The 18,016-nt window shown below is 33.9% G+C and carries 14 protein-coding genes and 1 pseudogene; 8 read left to right on the plus strand and 7 right to left on the minus strand.

The window, feature by feature from the left end:
• Nucleotides 1-9: 9 nt before the first annotated feature.
• Both NMM13_RS06460 and NMM13_RS06465 read right to left on the minus strand, forming a co-directional pair.
• A complete protein-coding gene (locus NMM13_RS06460; protein ID WP_000806926.1) occupies nt 10-345 on the minus strand; it encodes a hypothetical protein in 336 nt (111 codons plus the stop codon).
• Nucleotides 342-587 carry a hypothetical protein gene (locus NMM13_RS06465; RefSeq protein WP_001813542.1) on the minus strand — a complete coding sequence of 82 codons (246 nt, stop codon included), beginning with the start codon at nt 585-587 and terminating at the stop codon, nt 342-344. Before NMM13_RS06465 ends, NMM13_RS06460 begins: the two co-directional genes overlap by 4 nt.
• Before the next feature lie 553 nt (nt 588-1,140).
• Between NMM13_RS06465 and NMM13_RS10140 the strand changes: the two are divergent.
• From NMM13_RS10140 to xerS, 8 genes and pseudogenes are all read left to right on the plus strand, one after another.
• Nucleotides 1,141-1,260: pseudogene (locus NMM13_RS10140) on the plus strand (site-specific recombinase resolvase); the annotation flags it as partial.
• Nucleotides 1,261-1,504: 244 nt separating this feature from the next.
• The gene (locus NMM13_RS06470; RefSeq protein ID WP_003007328.1) at nt 1,505-2,707 is read left to right on the plus strand and encodes an Abi family protein; all 1,203 of its coding nucleotides are present in this window, start codon (nt 1,505-1,507) and stop codon (nt 2,705-2,707) included.
• A gap of 1,111 nt (nt 2,708-3,818) precedes the next feature.
• A complete protein-coding gene (locus tag NMM13_RS06475; protein ID WP_003007331.1) occupies nt 3,819-5,078 on the plus strand; it encodes a site-specific integrase in 1,260 nt (419 codons plus the stop codon).
• A gap of 12 nt (nt 5,079-5,090) precedes the next feature.
• Nucleotides 5,091-6,944 (plus strand): hypothetical protein, encoded by a 1,854-nt coding sequence (locus NMM13_RS06480; RefSeq protein ID WP_004252851.1) that lies wholly within the window; start codon nt 5,091-5,093, stop codon nt 6,942-6,944.
• Nucleotides 6,941-8,602 carry a hypothetical protein gene (locus NMM13_RS06485; RefSeq protein ID WP_254728145.1) on the plus strand — a complete coding sequence of 554 codons (1,662 nt, stop codon included), beginning with the start codon at nt 6,941-6,943 and terminating at the stop codon, nt 8,600-8,602. Before NMM13_RS06480 ends, NMM13_RS06485 begins: the two co-directional genes overlap by 4 nt.
• Nucleotides 8,595-9,320, plus strand: a complete 726-nt coding sequence (locus NMM13_RS06490) for a hypothetical protein (protein ID WP_254728147.1) — start codon at nt 8,595-8,597, stop codon at nt 9,318-9,320. Before NMM13_RS06485 ends, NMM13_RS06490 begins: the two co-directional genes overlap by 8 nt.
• A 9-nt stretch (nt 9,321-9,329) precedes the next feature.
• On the plus strand, nt 9,330-11,606 hold the full coding sequence (locus NMM13_RS06495; protein ID WP_254728149.1) for a zinc-ribbon domain-containing protein: 2,277 nt from the start codon (nt 9,330-9,332) through the stop codon (nt 11,604-11,606).
• 467 nt (nt 11,607-12,073) lie between these two features.
• A complete protein-coding gene (gene xerS / locus NMM13_RS06500; protein ID WP_006596365.1) occupies nt 12,074-13,144 on the plus strand; it encodes a tyrosine recombinase XerS in 1,071 nt (356 codons plus the stop codon).
• 85 nt (nt 13,145-13,229) lie between these two features.
• On the opposite strand, the gene NMM13_RS06505 is transcribed toward xerS, so the two are convergent.
• From NMM13_RS06505 to NMM13_RS06525, 5 genes are all read right to left on the minus strand, one after another.
• Complete coding sequence (locus NMM13_RS06505; protein ID WP_254728151.1) at nt 13,230-13,871, minus strand: hypothetical protein; 642 nt, start codon at nt 13,869-13,871, stop codon at nt 13,230-13,232.
• A gap of 114 nt (nt 13,872-13,985) precedes the next feature.
• Nucleotides 13,986-14,876 (minus strand): C39 family peptidase, encoded by an 891-nt coding sequence (locus tag NMM13_RS06510; RefSeq protein WP_254728153.1) that lies wholly within the window; start codon nt 14,874-14,876, stop codon nt 13,986-13,988.
• Between the two features lie 14 nt (nt 14,877-14,890).
• Entirely contained in the window at nt 14,891-15,214 is a 324-nt protein-coding gene (locus NMM13_RS06515; RefSeq protein WP_254734711.1) for a hypothetical protein, read from the minus strand.
• 36 nt (nt 15,215-15,250) lie between these two features.
• The gene (locus NMM13_RS06520) at nt 15,251-15,877 is read right to left on the minus strand and encodes a putative bacteriocin export ABC transporter (protein WP_254728156.1); all 627 of its coding nucleotides are present in this window, start codon (nt 15,875-15,877) and stop codon (nt 15,251-15,253) included.
• Nucleotide 15,878: 1 nt separating this feature from the next.
• A complete protein-coding gene (locus tag NMM13_RS06525; RefSeq protein ID WP_254728157.1) occupies nt 15,879-17,888 on the minus strand; it encodes a DUF1430 domain-containing protein in 2,010 nt (669 codons plus the stop codon).
• Between the last annotated feature and the right edge of the window lie 128 nt (nt 17,889-18,016).

Here is an 18,016-nt window from a genome sequence, read left to right on the forward strand (position 1 = left end):
AAATCCTTTCTATGCAGAGGCAAGGGTATTTTTATCAAATTGAATCGTAAAACCTTGAATTCCCCCACCTGTGTAACATTCTTTAAAGCGATTGATTACCTCAGTATAGATTATCACAGATGAGCTTGTTGGCTTAATGCTAAATGTAAATTCCAATGGTAATCGGTTTTCAGATTTAGCATGTACTAGTCGTATCGATATTTCAGTTGTTTTGAGTTTTCTCTGACGAAGTTTTGAAGTTGCTGTTTCAACGATTCCATGTAAAAATCTTTCAAGCATTTCAATATCATTACATCCTTTGCTACGGATTTCTGAAAATTGTACTGTATTTTTTTCTTGTTTCATTTTAATCCCTCCAATCCACCCGCGGAATGACCACCGATAAGTTTACTGCGTTCAATATTTCTGGAACCTTCAGTTAGGACGGTTCCTTTTTGTATGGCTAAAAAACCAAACTGTTCTCTGACAACATCAATAGCTGTCTGAAGTCTATTATCTTTTTCAATTTGTTCTACATCATCAAAGAGTGATAGTAGAGTATAGCTTTCATCTACGAAGCCACTATAAGATACACCAATTTGTCTCACTGCACCAGAGGTGTATTTTTTCGGAATAATACAAGTACATGACTCACCATTGTTTTGGGGAGATTTGCGGGTTCAATTTTATTCTGAGCATTTATAGATTTTTTCATCTCAGTCCTAGAATAGCCAATATGAATAGAAACGACAGTAGTCAATACTAGGGCTACTGTTCCGTTCCACAGTATCATTTAAAAATCATTTTCACACCCTTTCGTCTATTAGTATAGAAGAAAGCTCTCAGCACATGTTGAGTGTGTAAGTTTGTTAGTGAAACGTAGCTAAATCTCTCGCTTTTTTATTTCAAAGCTCCAGTGGAGCTTTGAACTCCCAAACCTTTTGAGTCCCACAGATGCATTATAACGGGGCTGTAGCATTGATGTCAAAACTTTCACCTCCTATATAAACAAATTCTATCCAACGTTTAAAAAGGATCAGTAGCTGATAATATATAGCGGTTTGCATCGTGACGACAAGTAGGTGGATTACGATTATTTGTAATTTATAAAATCTATGATGAGAGGTACGTGATTAGAGGTATCAAGTAATTTTTATTTTGCTAGAGCAAGCAACAAATCTTCTTCATAAGGACTATGCTAAGCAGATGTATCAGATACTAGATTTAGATAAATTTGAATGAGTTATGATGAATCAACTTCTAGACCACATCAGCATTTAAGAGGATAGGAAAATTAGAGTACCCTTCACAGAGGGAACTGAGGTACAGTTATAGAAAAAGAAAGGCTGTAATAACAGCTGGAAAACATTTTCGTTACAGCCTAATTTGCGTTTTTGTGGTATACTGAAATTGTTGAATGACTTTGAAAGTAAACAAGAAAAATAACTATTAAGGCTTTTATATTTGATAGTTATATTTTCGAAAATATAATATAATCAAAGATATTGCAGATGGATAATAAAATATGACTAGAGAAAAAGCGTTTAAAACTATTGAAGAGCAGATTTTGATTCAACGGGGCAGGAATTTGAAGATTACCGATGAGCCAGGGATGGTAAGTTTTATTCAGCAGAAAAATTATTTTAATTCTATAAATGGTTTTGAAACTATTTTTTTGGAGACCTCTAACCCTAAAAAATATATGAAAAGAGTCTCTTTTAAAGATTTTGAGAGAATATACACATTAGATAGAAATATAGCTAAGTACCTATTTCAAGAAATCGAAAAGATTGAGGTTGAACTGAAGTCGAGAATTGCATACGAATTTTCAAAAGTTCATTGCAATAATGGTATTGCTTCTAACTTAAAGTATTTAGATATCAATTGTTATGTGCTACCGATAGCACACAATCGAAATTCTTTTACAGAGTATTTTTATACTCATGGAGATAATAAAAAAACGCATTCTTTTTTTAGAGTGCATACTATTTCTGCCAAGATTAAAGATGTAATGTTTACAGGTAAAATTAGTACCTCTCATACTCGTAACGGAGATGTATATTACAACCTAGAAGGTGATTTTGATGGAATAGTTGATGACCTTAAAATAAATCAATATCGAGGGAGATTTTCAATAAAAGCTTCTAATACTCCTAGTAATATTTCTTCATTAAACGGTTCTATGAATGTGACGATTCAAATTAATAACATAGAGGGAAGATTTTTTGAATTATCTTATTCAGACTTCTGTAAAATTAAATATCCATATATTTCTAGCTATAAAAATCCTCCGCTTTGGGTTATTATTGATACACTAATGTTGAATGACTTGCTGGTTTTATTCCAAGGATTAGACATTGCTATACAAAATAAAATTATGAGTGAGATGGGATTTGATTCCTCTATTAGTGGGAGTCGAGAAAAATTCATTAACGCTTGTGAAATACTGCGTGAGTTGAGAAACCAATTGGCACACTTTGGTCTCATAACCAGATATAGGACGGGAAATAGTATTCTAATCAATAGACTTTTTATCTCTGATTTGTTACTTACTCCTAAAAGGAATAATAGAGTTTTAAAGTTTTATCAAGGTTTAAAAATTTTAAATTCTTTTAATAGATTCTCTCTTAAAAGGATTGATCGAGCTATTCAATCATATTATTTAAAAAATATGTTACTATTGAAGTTTGATATTAATAAAAATTTTTTTAATAGAATTGGCAAGTAAGTGTTGCAAAAAGTTGCTGGTTATGATAGAATAATATAGTTATATTTTAGTGCCACGACGGCGTGAAATCCTTGAAAGAGGTTTTCAAAAAGTCATAAGGGGGAAGGTTAATAAACTTTCCTCCTTATTTTATTTATTTAGATAAGTTGAAAATAGTGTTGAAGATGTTTGATTTCTGAAGTACCTTGAATTGTATAGAGTTTACATGCAGTTTAGAATTTCTGATTTATTATCCAGAGGATAGAACCGCTTATTGAAGATATTTTAGAAAGTTAGTCATTACCAAAGTTAATATTTATTTCTACAGTATAATTCTAAAATCACTTTTTTTCTCTTTCGTCTATTAGTATAGAAAAAAGCTAACACTACATGTGGAGTGTGTGAGTTTGTTAGTGAAACGAAATTAATCCTCAAAAGGTTTCCCAAAACTTTTGAGTCCCACAGACGCATCATGAGGAGAAATCATGAGGGATATTATCAGTTGAATAAGTAAGAGTATAATCTACATCTCCAAAGTAGGAGTGGCTAGTTCCAGCAGAAAGACCTTCATAGGTTTTATAACTGAATAGATCGACTTACTTTGTTGTCGAATTTTTCCTGTTCTTCAAGTAATTCTGAGGAATAGACGACAACTTTAAAATCAAATAAGCTAAAAACGCTCTAAAATCATTAAATTGATATTAAAGTGTTTTTTATTGTCAAAATATACAATTGAAAAAATTTCCAGCTTTTTTAAAATCACTATCTCAGATGACAATTTAATCAAAATATGATATAATACAGAAAAAGTAAAAATAACAAAAGTAACTTACCAAAGTAAAAGAAAAAAAGTATATAGATAGCCACGGCGGATATTCCTTTCATCGTTTAGAAGGAGTTGCTGTGGTTATCGTTGTTGCTGAGCTAGTTAATTGCTCTTATTACTTAGATGAAGTTACTTTTATTATTGAATTAATTTAAATAATAATAACGATCAATGAAAGTACTCATCGATATTTCCTTTTTGCAGTTTAGAGCTCAAAGGAGAACAGTACTGATTTGGTCGTTTTTTTGCGTATTGACATCCTAAAAGCCAGTCAGAACCTTCAGTCATGATAAACAAGGAGAATTAATGAAATTTGTAGTTTATAAACATTCGCTGGTTTTAGGTGATAACAACATCGTGACAAAGCAATTGATTGCACTCAAACATGATGATGGCACATTACAATTCACTGATTTTCATAGATATGTAAAATCTGCCACAAAGATTAAATCTATTTCAGACGATGGAAACAAACGATTTTCATACGTTGTTAAATTTTTGAATTTTATATACGGAACAGTTGGGGTTAACAATCTTGATCAACTAACTTTAGAAATGGTCAAGGAGTTTTTTATGCTTTATGGTTTAGGACAACTTCCAGAAGATAGAAAAAATAGAAAGAAAAGTACAGTCGAAAAATGTGTAAATGCAGTTCTTGATTTTTTAACTCTATACTTGAATGAACGAAAAGGAAAGGTTAAATTGAAGCCAAAAGACCTTTATTCTATCAATACGTTTACCAATAGACGAGGCAGAGTCATCAAAAGAAAAGAGCTGAATTTTGAGATATTTGTTGATGATAGCAACACACAGAAGTCAATTTTTAGAGATATGCCAAACAGCGCCTTTGAAATGCTCTTCGCTCACATTGCTCAATGTCACAAGGATTTACTTATGGCTGTTGCCTTGGGAGCATTTGTTGGTTTAAGACCATCAGAAGCTTGTAATGTAAGACGTGAAGATAGCCCTTTGGGGGCAGGTATCATATTTCACCAAAGTGATAATCAAGTATTTAAAATTGAGGTTGATCTGCGAAAAGAAATGCCCCTTAGAAGCGATTTAAAGTCAACTGGACGAATTAAAAAGGAAAGACTTCAAGCTGTACCTTATATCTTCTTAGAGGTCTTTTTAGACACCTACAATGACTATATGAGCTACCTAGAAGGTAAAAGGTATGAGAAAGATTATGGTCCATTAAGCCTTAACAAGCAAGGGAAAGCATTGTCATACGATGTGTACTATCAACGATTTCGTAAGATTATTCGCGAAGAAATGATTCCAATATTTCTTAAATCTGATGACCCAGAGGTTGTCTTTTTTGGTCAACTCTTGCAAGAAAATAATATTTCACCCCATATCTTTAGGCACTGGTACACCACACAATTGGTTTTGTCAGGTGTTAATGAAGTTAGTGAACTGATGTCTGCTAGAGGAGACAATTCACCAGAAAGTGCTTGGGTTTATTTACAAAATAAAGGAGAAATTGCAAAACAATATGGTCAGGTTAATAATGGTGTTTTTGAATATATGAACTGGCAAGCAGAAAAATTGTTTGGAGAAGATTAAAAGGAGTAGCTATTGGTAGTAGATTTAAAAAATTATCTTGAAAGAATATTAGTCGAGTTAGGTGCTGCTACAATAAAACACCGTGAGAAAGTCAGTGGATTCTTACTAGACAATGAATGGTTTGGTGTGTCTATAAATCTTGATGATTATACTATTTCTGAAAAAGATGCTGAAGTTCTTAAAAATCACATCAAAGACTATCTAACAACACCTCCTGGAATTAAGAGTATGGAAGGAATCTTTTCAAAAAAATTTCCTTCTACAAGTGAATTATTCGTACAATTTGCTGAAGAAGAAAAGCTGAGTGAAACAAATCGTTTCTATCTACTTGATTTTTTAGCATACTACTTAACAAAGGATTTGTTTCTATATAGTGATGCTGAAGTAGAGACCTTAGTAGAAGTAGCAACAGAAGTTCTTACGAAGTCACAAGGCAATATCCTCATTCAATTTATTAAATGGCTACTCAATAAAGGCGTTACTCGTTATCGAGTAAGTTTTGAAATGACAAAGCGTTACACGATTGAGAGTGCAAATGGAGCGTATGAATTAGATGAATACCTTGAATTAATGTACTACCTATTCAACGAAAACTACATCATAAAAAATGATATGTTGTGTAAAGCAGCAAATTCAAAAAACTATGCAGATACATGGTTGTATCTAGGGTTACATTTTATTTGCGCACTAAGATCAACAGACTTAGAAAGATTAGGACATCCTAAATTAACAAGAGAACCATTAGAAGTTTTAGAAGCAGTAGTAGATGGAACTTGGAGTAGTAGTGAAGCTAGAAGGACTTTACTAAGTATTACAACAAGATTGACTTATTTAAACTTAACACCTAATAAAACCAAAAACGCTTCTAATGTTGCTCAGTTAAAGTTTCATGTCCCAGAAAGTTGTCAGGTTCTTATTGGAACGTTATTGGCTATCTGTGAGGCACATTTCCAACTTCAAATACCATACAATGCAGAAAATCCATTGATCAGACAAATTAAAACTTATGAAAAGATTACTAGTTATATGGGAGAGGAAATCGGAAATTTATTTTTAGAGCGTAACTTTAGTAGTCGTTCTGCAAACAAGTCCTACTTACAATCTGTCGCAATGTTAGCAGATGATGTTCTTGAAGAAAAGTCAGAACTGAATATTAAAGGTTATTTTCTAGCAGCATTAGCTCGTAGCCATAAAGGGGATTTTAATGAATTTGCACAAACCACAACAACGTATCTAAAAGATGCCCAACTCGGACAACTAAAACCTGAAATGGTTGCAAAAGAGCTATTTGAACGAGGCGTATTATCCATGATTCCGTCTATGCTCTTGACCATTGTAACTAGAGGAAAGTATAAAAAATTAAGTCCAAGCCAACAAACTCAAATGATTAAAAGTTTAGATTTAACGCCAATTGAAATTGAAAAAACGTTGGAATTGAGTATTAGGGCTGATTCACGTTCGCAACAAGCATTAAAAACTCTAGTTGAAAATAATGTTGATCCTGAACAATTACTGACGATCTGTCATCGAATTGGTAACGGAGAAGCTTTTTCTAAGCAAGGAGAGAGTATGTGTCTTTTATCTGCACTAGGGAAACTATGTCCCTATGATGACCGTCAGCATTGCGTCGGCTGTCAGTATGAATTACAAACAAAATCTACCTTGCTTTTGTTAATTGGTGAGTTTAATCGACTCAATAAACAATATCAAAAATTAAAGAATGAACTTGAACGAGGAAAGGTTCGAGCCATTCTTGAGAAGCAGATTAAACCATGTCTTACAGAAATGTTGCAAGCTTTATCAGAACAGTATGGCGAAGCTGTATTGTCTGATTATGAGGATATTATTAAGGAGTTAGTCAGTTGAATAATCAATCAAAATTATTTCGTAAAGTAAATGAAATTATCCTGTTTGATGACAATATGATTGAGAGCGCAAAAGAATGTTTTCAAGACTATGTTGAAAAAGGGATTATTCTAACCACCAATTTTGAAGAAAATAAATGGGAAACGACTAATGAATATTCTAACGTTAGCTTCATTTTTAACTTGAATAAATTCCAATATAAAAGGTTTTATGAACAAGTATTTCAATTATCTTTTGATGATTTTGTTACCTACTTAAAGAGTTTTATAGTGCTATCTATGGAACATCATGTTTTAATCACTCTCCAAGCCTTTTTAAGAGATATAAAGAAATTAGTCAGAGAACTAAAAGTGAACGAAGCCTTCTCATTAGCAAATATGAAGATTTCCAACCCCTCAGTATGTATAGATTTTCTTTCTACACTACCATGTTTAGAGAGTAACGAATTAACCCAACTGATTGAGCAACTAGATGAACTTTTAAATGTTAGTTATCAACTGAACACTAAAAAACAGCGAAAGTTAGCCCAATTTCAATCCTATTTTTTATTTAATGATATTTTAAACGACTATTGGGTTAAATCATTATTAGATGAGGAAAGATTGTTTTACTACCCTCTTTACTTATGGTGGCAAATAACAGCAGTAGTACCACTTAGACCAAGGGAGTTTTTGCTCACTCAGAGAAATTGTCTCACAGAAAAAGACGGAAAATATTACTTAACTCTCAGACGAAATAACTTAAAAGGAAAAGACAAGGGAGTATCCCATAAAATTTCAGAGGATTATTATTTAACAACTTACGAAGTACCATTTAAGCTTGCGAGTGAGATTTTAAATTATTTAGAGCTAACCAAAGACTTATCATCTACACAGTTAGATACCCTATTTGTGACAGACTCTCATTATCGGAAATGGAAACGTATTGCTAGTACTAAAAACCGTTTCTTGACGTACAGTAACTTAAATACAATTTTAAAATATTTCTTTAATGAGATTGTATCTCAACAGTATGGGTATTTTGTCCATCATATCAATTCCCCAAATCAATTAGACGATCATGAGATTAATTTCATTCATATTGGAGATACTAGACACATTGCAATGATCAATTTGATAGCAGAAGGAGCTAGTCCAGTAACAGCAATGCTCTTAGCTGGACATGATAGTGTCACAACATCCTCACATTATTTTTCAAATCTGAGCCAGTTTATTGAATGTAGGAGCTATCAGCTTTATCGTAAATTAACAAACTCTCAAACGTCTTACGCTATAAGTAAAACTCAACATAAATACACCATTAATAAAAACTATGTTCCTCTTGATAATAAGGGCAGATGTTATTCACCTCGATTTGCGGAAGGTGATTATTCAGACTGTCTTAAAGTCATTAGCTCACATGCAGAGCTTGGTGCTTGTACTAGTTGTCCATTTTACAGAAAAGCTGGAAAAGATTATTTCTCTATGGATAAATCCTTTAAGAAATCAATCGACGAGGAAGCTTTAATTGTAGATGAGGCTATAAAAAGAGTTCGACAAGGAAAGGGGAATATAGAAGATATTGGTGAGGCATTATTAAAACTTAAAACAGTTAGTCATTCTTATCAAGAATATCTAACTGAAAAACATTTATCCTTACAGGAGTTCTCAAATGGCTAGAAAGAAGTATATTGATAATCAAGAATTGCTATTATTATTTGAACATTATTTACTGGAACATTGTTCGAATAATCCTAGACTATTCAAAATTCCACAGTTTGGAAATTACCTTAGAAGCAACGGATTTCCGCAGGTTGCAGACACAACGATTAGAAGAAACAAAGAATTTAGACAAGCCCTTAATGATAAATTGGAACTATTTGAGGACGACACCTATCAAACAGTTATAACGTATAAAACTCTAGATGTAGAACGTTTCTTAATGACCAATAGAACCCCTAAAGCAATCAAATCAGCATTGATGGAACTTAACAATTATTATAAAAGAGTTGTTGATGCAGCAATAGAATATAAGGAAGAAGCAAATAAGCTTAAAACAAGAGTTTCAGAGTTAAAAAATGAGGTAGCACAGCTTAATGAAAACAATACTGAGATTAAAGAGCAGACAGCGTTAAATAAAGAATTATTAGAAGAAAACAAAAAGTTAAGGAATCTTCTTAAAACTAGTTTGTATCCTGATATTGCAAATGAATTATTAAAAGAAGAAGGCTTATTAAAATCTGATCAGCAACTTGTAACTAAGAAGTATCTAAGTGAAAATATTATCACCTCAGACTCGAAAATATCTTTTGAAAAGCATACTCATACTGAAAAGCAAACAATCAAAAGTAAGATTTTTGAAATTAAAGACTTACTGGATAACAAGACTAAGTATTAGGAGGAGAAAATGTCAGACTTAATCACTGATTTTCCAGCTTTATTGAACTATTGGGACTTTGACAAGAATATCAAAATAGATGTAGAAAAAATAACAGTTACCAGCAAAAAACACATTAACTGGAAATGTCCTACCTGTTCTTATGAATGGAAGGCAAGTGTAACAAAATCTTATAAAAATATCCAAAATCATTCAAAAATCTGTCCTGTATGTGAGCTTGGAGAAGTGTTCATAAAAGGGGAAAACTCTATATCTGCAAGGATTCCTAACTTTCTAAGGTACATAAACTTTCATTATGAAAATATAGAAACCATTCAGGAAGAGATTGATAATTTATCTTTTTCTTCAAAGAGGTTATTTCACTTCAAATGTCCTACCTGTCATGTTGGTTGGAAAGATGTAGCAAACACTTCTAAATTAATCAATAAACATAATCAAGAGCTTGTTCATGTCGGATGTAATGAAAGTATACATTTTGTACCTTACACTAAAGCATACCCTAATCTTCGGAAAATTTATCTTCCAGGGGAGCAAAACGATGTAGAGTTTAATGATTTGAAGTTAAATGACAATATTACAATCCCTAGAAATTGGAAATGCGACAAATGTGACAATATCTTTAAGTTGTCTATTGATCGGCTAATTTCAAGAATCAAAAGAGATGGTTTCTATTGTAATAACTGTAAAGCAACATTTGATACCGTAATTAAAGTGAAAGCCACCCCCCTATTGCATACAGATAGAAATCTTTTTAAGCAATTTATTCCAACTCTTGTAAAAAGTAATATGATTGATAGTTTATCCGATATCTTAGTAAGATGGCAGTGTTTTAAATGTCATGGTCAATATGAATGTAGTGTTATCAAAAGGCATTTTGAAGGCTGCCCTTATTGTGATAATAAATTGATGTTAAAAGGGTATAATACTTTACAAGAAACTCATCCATATTTAGAGAAATTTTGGGATAAAAGTAATGATAAATCTATTTCTGAATACTGGCATAAGTCTTCTGAATGTATAAATTGGAAATGTCCTTGTTGCAATGTAAATTTTCATTGCAGTCCTAATGAAATGATTTCAAGAACCGACTTAGAGAATAGTAATTTTCAAACTTGTCCTAATCATTGTGATTGGGATACACTTGTTTTTAACAATGATATACTCTATAATTTCCCAAAATTACAGGAAGAATGGAGCGAAAAAAATGGATTGCCTGTTCATTTAGCATTGAGCCACATTGAAACAAAAAAATATTGGTGGAAGTGTTCTGTTTGTCAAGGTGAATACCTTTGTTCAATTCCAATAAGAAAAGAAGTAATAAATAGCTGTCCATATTGTAATGATGAACAAGTATTAAAAGGTTATAATACAATTGCAGATACTTATCCTGAGTTGTGTGACCTTTGGAGTAGCAAGAATTTAGAAAAACCTGATGAGGTGACGAAATCGGCAGAATCCGAGAATAAAATATTTAATTGGATTTGTGATTGTTGTGATTTAGAATTTAAGGAGAGATTAGGGATTGTTCTAGGTGTGTTTACAAACAATAATTCTAATAGTCTCAACTCTATATGTCCTTACTGTAATAAAAAACTTCCTAAACCAAATGAAACACTAAGCTATGTTAAACCGTACTTAAACAATGAATGGGTAAAAGAACTGAATGGTGATATTGATATCTTCTTTTATGATTCAAATGCTTTAACCAATTGGGTTTGTCGAAAATGTCACAGAAGTTTTAAAGCAAAAATTTCTGAACGCCATGAAAATGACCAATGTTGTCCATATTGTTCTTTTAAGAAGACTGCAAAAGGTTATAATGATCTTGAAACAACACATCCTTGGTTAATTAAAGAATGGTCTTCAGTAAATAAACAAGAAATGTCTTCAGTAAGATTTAATTCAACATATACCGTATGGTGGAAATGTCCTGTATGCACTGGAGAATATCAGCAAGTCATAAAAGAAAAATATTACAGAGAAAATTCGTGCCCATATTGTAGGAATCAAAAAGTTTTAAAAGGATTTAATGACTTAGCAACGACACAACAAAGTCTAATGCCTGAGTGGGATTATTTGAATAACCTCCTAATAGCAAGCCCAACTGAAATTACAGAGTTGAGCAATCTGCCTGTATGGTGGATATGTCAAGAAAATCTTAATCACCGTTACAAAATTCAAGTAAAAGAAAGAATGGCATATAAAAAACGAAAAAAAAGAGCATGTTCCATTTGCAAAGGCCACAGAAGAAAGCAAGAACACTTTGTACAGTTTGAAAAAATATAGATAAATAAAAACACTCTAAATTTCATTAAATTGATATTAGAGTGTTTTTTTATTGTCAAAATGTACATTTGAAAATTTTTTAGTTTTCACTTAAATAAAGTACATTTTCAACTGAATTGAGAGTAGTAAAAAATTTCCAGTGTTCACTTAAATAAAGTACATAATTGAGTATAATTGGCTTAAAAAATTTTTTTGGTTATACATAGATCGACAATTGAAAAAATTTTTAGTTTTCACTTAAATAAAGTACATTTTCGCATGAATTGAGGGTGGTTGAAATTTCCAGTTTTCACGGGAATAAAGTACATTTTGGACCAATTTTTGTCCGAAAAAAATTTTTAGTTATTTATTTAAAATTTTTGTTAACCTCAATAAACCCTATAACATCTTTCCGAAAAACTATAATTTTCTTGAAAAATATATCTGGCTATGCTATACTACTAGTATAGAAAGATTTGGAGAAAAACATGAAACGCGAGATCTTATTAGAACGGATTGATAAACTCAAACAAGTCATGCCATGGTACGTCTTAGAATATTACCAATCAAAACTGGCCGTTCCATATAGTTTTACGACCTTATACGAATATTTAAAGGAATATGATCGATTTTTCACCTGGGTCTTGGAATCTGGTATATCAGATGCTGACACCATGGCTAATATCCCTTTAGAGGTTCTGGAGCACATGACCAAGAAAGACATGGAATCCTTTATCCTTTACTTACGTGAACGTCCTCTGCTCAATGCCAATACGACGAAAAACGGGGTTTCCCAAACAACCATTAACCGTACCCTTTCTGCACTATCTAGTCTCTATAAGTATTTGACTGAGGAAGTTGAAAATGAGCAAGGGGAACCTTATTTCTACCGCAATGTCATGAAGAAGGTTGCGACCAAGAAAAAGAAAGAAACCTTGGCGGCCCGAGCTGAAAATATCAAGCAAAAGCTCTTTTTAGGGGATGAGACAGAAGGTTTCCTCAACTATATCGATCAGGAATACCCTCAAACACTCTCAAATCGCGCCTTATCTTCATTCAATAAGAATAAAGAGCGAGATTTAGCGATTATCGCACTCCTTCTTGCCTCTGGTGTCCGTCTCTCTGAGGCAGTTAACCTGGATCTTCGAGATCTCAATCTTAAGATGATGGTGATTGACGTCACTCGAAAAGGTGGAAAACGAGACTCAGTTAATGTCGCTGCCTTTGCTAAACCCTATTTAGAGCAATATCTTGCTATTCGAGACAAACGTTATAAGACAGAGAAGACTGATACAGCCCTCTTCTTAACCTTGTATCGAGGTGTTCCAAACCGGATTGATGCTTCTAGTGTTGAAAAGATGGTGGCCAAGTATTCTGAAGACTTTAAAGTCCGCGTAACTCCCCACAAACTACGCCATACATTAGCAACTCGTCTCTATGATGCAACCAAATCCCAAGTTTTGGTCAGTCATCAGCTAGGACATGCGAGCACACAGGTAACGGACTTGTATACCCATATCGTTAATGATGAACAGAAAAATGCCTTGGATAGTTTATAAGATACATAATATAAATTATGTAATGTTTTAGTGTTAGAAAAAGAGCGTAAGATTTTTTATGGTATCTTACGCTCTTTTATTCTTTCTATAAAAATTCGATCCAATAATTACGGTGTGGCTCAATAATGACTGGTTTTCCCCAGAATGATTTTAGATAGGCCAAGTTTGCAGGGGTGACCGGTCTTTTTTCACCATTGTACTTCTCTGCACTCTCTTCCGTTAGAAAGCATTTAACTGCTTCATATGGAGTACCATCGCTCGCTATTCGATCAATTCCTAAATAAGCAATTTCATCACCGGCTTTTGGAAAATCTGTAAATAGTTTACCAATAAAATAAACCGTCTTATCTTTCATTAATTCATAAGCCTTACTATTTTCCAGTCTGTTATTCGCTGCAGCGTACATAATACAAAAACTGTCCACAATATCTTTCAAAGGCATTAATTCTTCTTTGCTGACTAAAATTTCGTCGGGAGCAAGTCCACCAATGATTAAGTTTTTATAATGAGGTTGCTGGATGACATTATCTAAAGCCATTCCTAATGGTAGTTGGACAGCTTGATAGCCTAATGGTTCGAGCTCTTGCTTTTTCTGGTCAAGGTGTTCTTGTGTAATACTGACATTCAAATCATATGGACTGGAAGGTTGTTCCTTGCTAAAAAAAGCCACTACCATACGATCTAACTGTTCAAATAGACCAAGTTTTTCAACTGGAATTTTCATCATCGAATATGATCCCCTTTTTTGTTCAGATTTCCTCTATATCTACTCTCATTATTTTTGAATATCCAGAAAAGAGACCGTGTCATGAACTAACTTTCGTTTTACGACTATATTTTCTCACCAGGCATAATTTTTCTCACCGCATGTAACCATGGCTGCTAATAACCCCTCTGGTGTCAATTTCTTCAAGCCTCCATAGGTTGGATCCTGTACATGTGTATCAGGGTCTAGATAATAGATTGCTGAGATGTCCTTGCCATCTGCTGTCAATTCATAGCCTACTCCAATCACATTATGTTCCCCACTTTTTCCAGGATAGATTTGTGCTACATTGAAGGTGTAATAGAGAGGATAGCCATCGTCAATATCTTTGCGCACGCGTTCTTTAAAGATTCGGATATCTTCAGAATCTGGACGAGCGTCCGTTACAGTAGCTAGTCGATAACCAGCTTGATTTCCACTTGGTTCTGGATAGCCAAATAGATTCTGATTCAATACGCGAATCGCATCCCGATTATGAGTCCCATAGGGATTATAAGTTCCCATTTCCTTAGCCAATTGATGTTGAGAGACGCTAACCCCTCGACTAGCCAGCATCATATGGACTGTCGCCGGAGCACAGAAATACCATTCTTCTTGAAGTTTTAAAGGAATAGACAATAGTTTTCGGACCCCTTGATTCTCTTTGGTCGATGTTTCTTGTTTGAGTGATTGAGAAGGTTGCGTATTCTCTTGCGATGAAGCTTGTTCCTGTTTTGAAGATGGCAAAGTTTGCTGAGTTCCAGCTTCTGCGCCGCCTTCCTTAATTTTTAATCGCTCTGCTACCTCTGCTGGCATTGGAGGATTAGGTTCTGTACGCTCCTTTGTTTTTACACTAACTGTTGTTGATGAAGGGGGTGTGACCTTACGAGAACTGGAAGGACTTGTTTTACTTTCTTTTGGTGTCTCTTTACAGCCAGATAAACCAAGCAAAGTCAGAAGTACAAGGAATAAATGAACTTTTTTCATGATTTTTCTCCTTTCTACCATTCTTGATAGCGCATCACGGAGTTTTCATTTCGATAGATTTCACCTTTTGGAATCTCACTATCCTTCTTTTTGAATTGAATCCATAGAATCCCTTTGTTCGATAGCAAAATTGGTCCATGATCATATAAATAATGAATTCGATGCTTTAAATCCCACAAATAATATTGAGATTTAACACGCTCCTCACTTCTTCTTTCTCCCATATAAGTGATATAAATATTGCGATATATGGAGGTTTCTGCCTGTGAAGTAGAAAATATCTTCTTATGTTTTTTATTTTCAAAGGTAAATGAAACATCTTTATTATTTGCAACCAAGTTAATATAAAAAATCCTACCATTCTTCAGCATGGACTAGTTGAGTTTTACCACTTCGTCAGCTTTTTCCCAAATTACTGGATTATGGGTTGCAATAATGATTATACGATCTTGATTCTTTAACATTAAGAGCAAGTCCATCACCTCTTGTGAAGTTTCTGGATCCAGTGCTGCAGTTAGTTCATCTGCCAAAATTAAAGGTGGATCTTTTAAAATAACTTTAGCTAATGCGACACGTTGCGCCTCTCCCCCAGATAATTCATAAATCTTTTGATCCAGAGCAAGGTAAGCCAATCCTACTTTTTTGAGCACTTCTTCTTCTTGCTGCTTCTTCTCTTTTTTCGTTAATTTTTGCCCAATCAATCCCAAATCTAAATTTGTAGCGATAGTCTCGTTTTCAAGTAGGCCAAAGTTTTGGAAGAGATAACCTAATTCACGCTTAAAGAAGTGATGCTGTTTGATTTGTTTCAGTTCTTGCCCTTGATAGCTTATACTCCCTTCTTCATAAGGCTCTATCTTCGCCAAGATATTGAGCAAGGTTGTTTTACCACACCCACTATTTCCGATCAGAGCATAGACCTTACCTTCTGTAAATTGCAAGCTCAAATCTTGAAAGACCGTTCGTTGGCCAAATGATTTGGTTAAATGTTCTACGCTAATCATATTAGGCTCCTTTCAGTACAGTGGCTAACAAGTGGTCTTCTTTATGAGACCGGTACAGGAGAATGAACCAAGCATTAGTAATAAATAGCAAGAGAGTGACAAGAGCAATCCACCATTCCGAAGTGAGAATGAATACCAGGAGGCTTCCTAATAGTAAGAGGCTACTTTCTGAGAGCAAAATCATTTGGTGAATGTTTACAAATCCCAGACCTGCAATCTTCTTCAAGAAGATTTGTTTTCTAAACTCTTCAAAATATAGGAAATTCATAGTGTTAAAAAGAAGAACAGAGGTTGCTATACCAAAGACTCCTCCTGCAATCGCCATGAGATTTTCTATTTGTATTTTTTGGGCCATTCGCTGGTAAACGTCCACTGCATAGTCGTACTGACTAACACTTTTTTCAAGATTATACTCAGCGACTAGTTTTTTACTATTCTGAAGTTCATTAAAATAAAGGTAGGGATTTAGATCGGTGAAATATGGATTCACATAGCCTCCAAAACTTTCAGGTTGAATAACCACTAAAACTGGATCGGTAAAGAATTGCTGATAGCTGATTGGTGTGTTGTTGTAGATAAAGCGTTTTTGATTATTCGGAATATACGTTACCTGCGCCTTCATTGATAAGGTGATATTTCCTTGATCATCTCGAGGAGATAGATAATCTTCATATCGTTTGATCATCTCCTCTTCTCGACCTTTTAATTTTTCCGGAAGTAAGAGTCCAAATTCTCCAGCTTGCAAGTGATTCAAGCGCTCTTTTTCCTCAGGGGAAACTGAGATCCTTTGGATATCAAGATAATTTGGAGTGACATACAGGCTATTGGCAAGAGGATCGTAATCTGTGATTGAAAACTCTTTACCTGTACTAGGATCCGTCATAACTCCTTTTGAACTAAAAGATACGAGATTATGATAAGCTAAAAGACCACCATTTTCAATACCAGACTCGATGAACTTAGACCATTTTGCTCTGTTCTCAATTTGCGTCTCTTTGTTTGTTTTCTGTGAAAAATCCTCCCGATTTTCACCAATTTGAACCCAATTCGACTGTTTTGACCAAGCCTCACTTCCCTCTTGGTGAGTTTGCCAGACTGATCCATAAATACTGATTCTATGAATCGCAAGGCCAATTAATGCCACAGCGAGAAATTGACAAATAAAGAGGAAAACCAAAATGCGCTTTAATGGAACTTTCCCTTTTAGAAGGGTGACTAAATGCATTGTTTGAATACTATATGCAAAAATGAAGGATAAGATAGCAGATAAAATAAGTAACATCCCATTGTAAATGATACTACTTGAAATGATGACGGAATAGGTAAAAGGTGTTAATTGGAAAGAATAAATCAAAACCGCACCCATTATACTTGCGACAATACATCCCAAAAGCAACTCTATACTATCATCTTTTAAGGAATGTCCAAAAAGCTGCAAGCGTCTCATTCCTGAGATATATCGAATCCCAGCGCTTCTCATTTCAAGTGTTTTTTGTATAATCGTCAAAGCGCTAAAACTAATAATAAAAATAACCAAGGCAAGTGATTGTGAACCTGAGCCAAAAAAGGCAATAAAGGTCTGCAGAGGATTTGGTTTCTCTATAAAAGTTTGTGAGAAACCAAGAGTATGAAGCGTTTGATCCAGCTTTTCAGTTTCTAAATCACCTGTTAATACATAATAATTCACTACCAGGCTTTCATTGGCAGCCAGTTCTTTCTTCTCTCTTTTAATTCCAAGAGGAAGCTTTCCCTCTCCGTAGATATCATAGGTGAAAACAACCTGCCCTTTAGAATCTGTTCTTTGTATCTGACGGGCAATTATACTATGATTTTCCCTTGCCAAACGGTCTAAACTGGAAGATAACTCTTCATATGTGACGCTCTTTTCTCGTCTCAGCACAGCTACTACCGGAAGACTGCTGTGGATAACCGTATTTGGAGAAATAAAGGCAATCCAAATCAAAAAGCTAGAGATGAAAAGGTTTGATAAAATAATAAATACACGTTTCATATCATCACACTTTCTAAAGCAGAAAAGGAAAGTAATACCTAGCTAGTCAATCATTTTCGTTGTTTCGTAATTCCTGAGTTTTATAAATTATAGTTATATTCTTTGTAAGCGAATACACTTTTCCACCT

The organism is Streptococcus sp. CF8_St5-11 (assembly GCF_024295625.1).
Lineage (GTDB): Bacteria > Bacillota > Bacilli > Lactobacillales > Streptococcaceae > Streptococcus.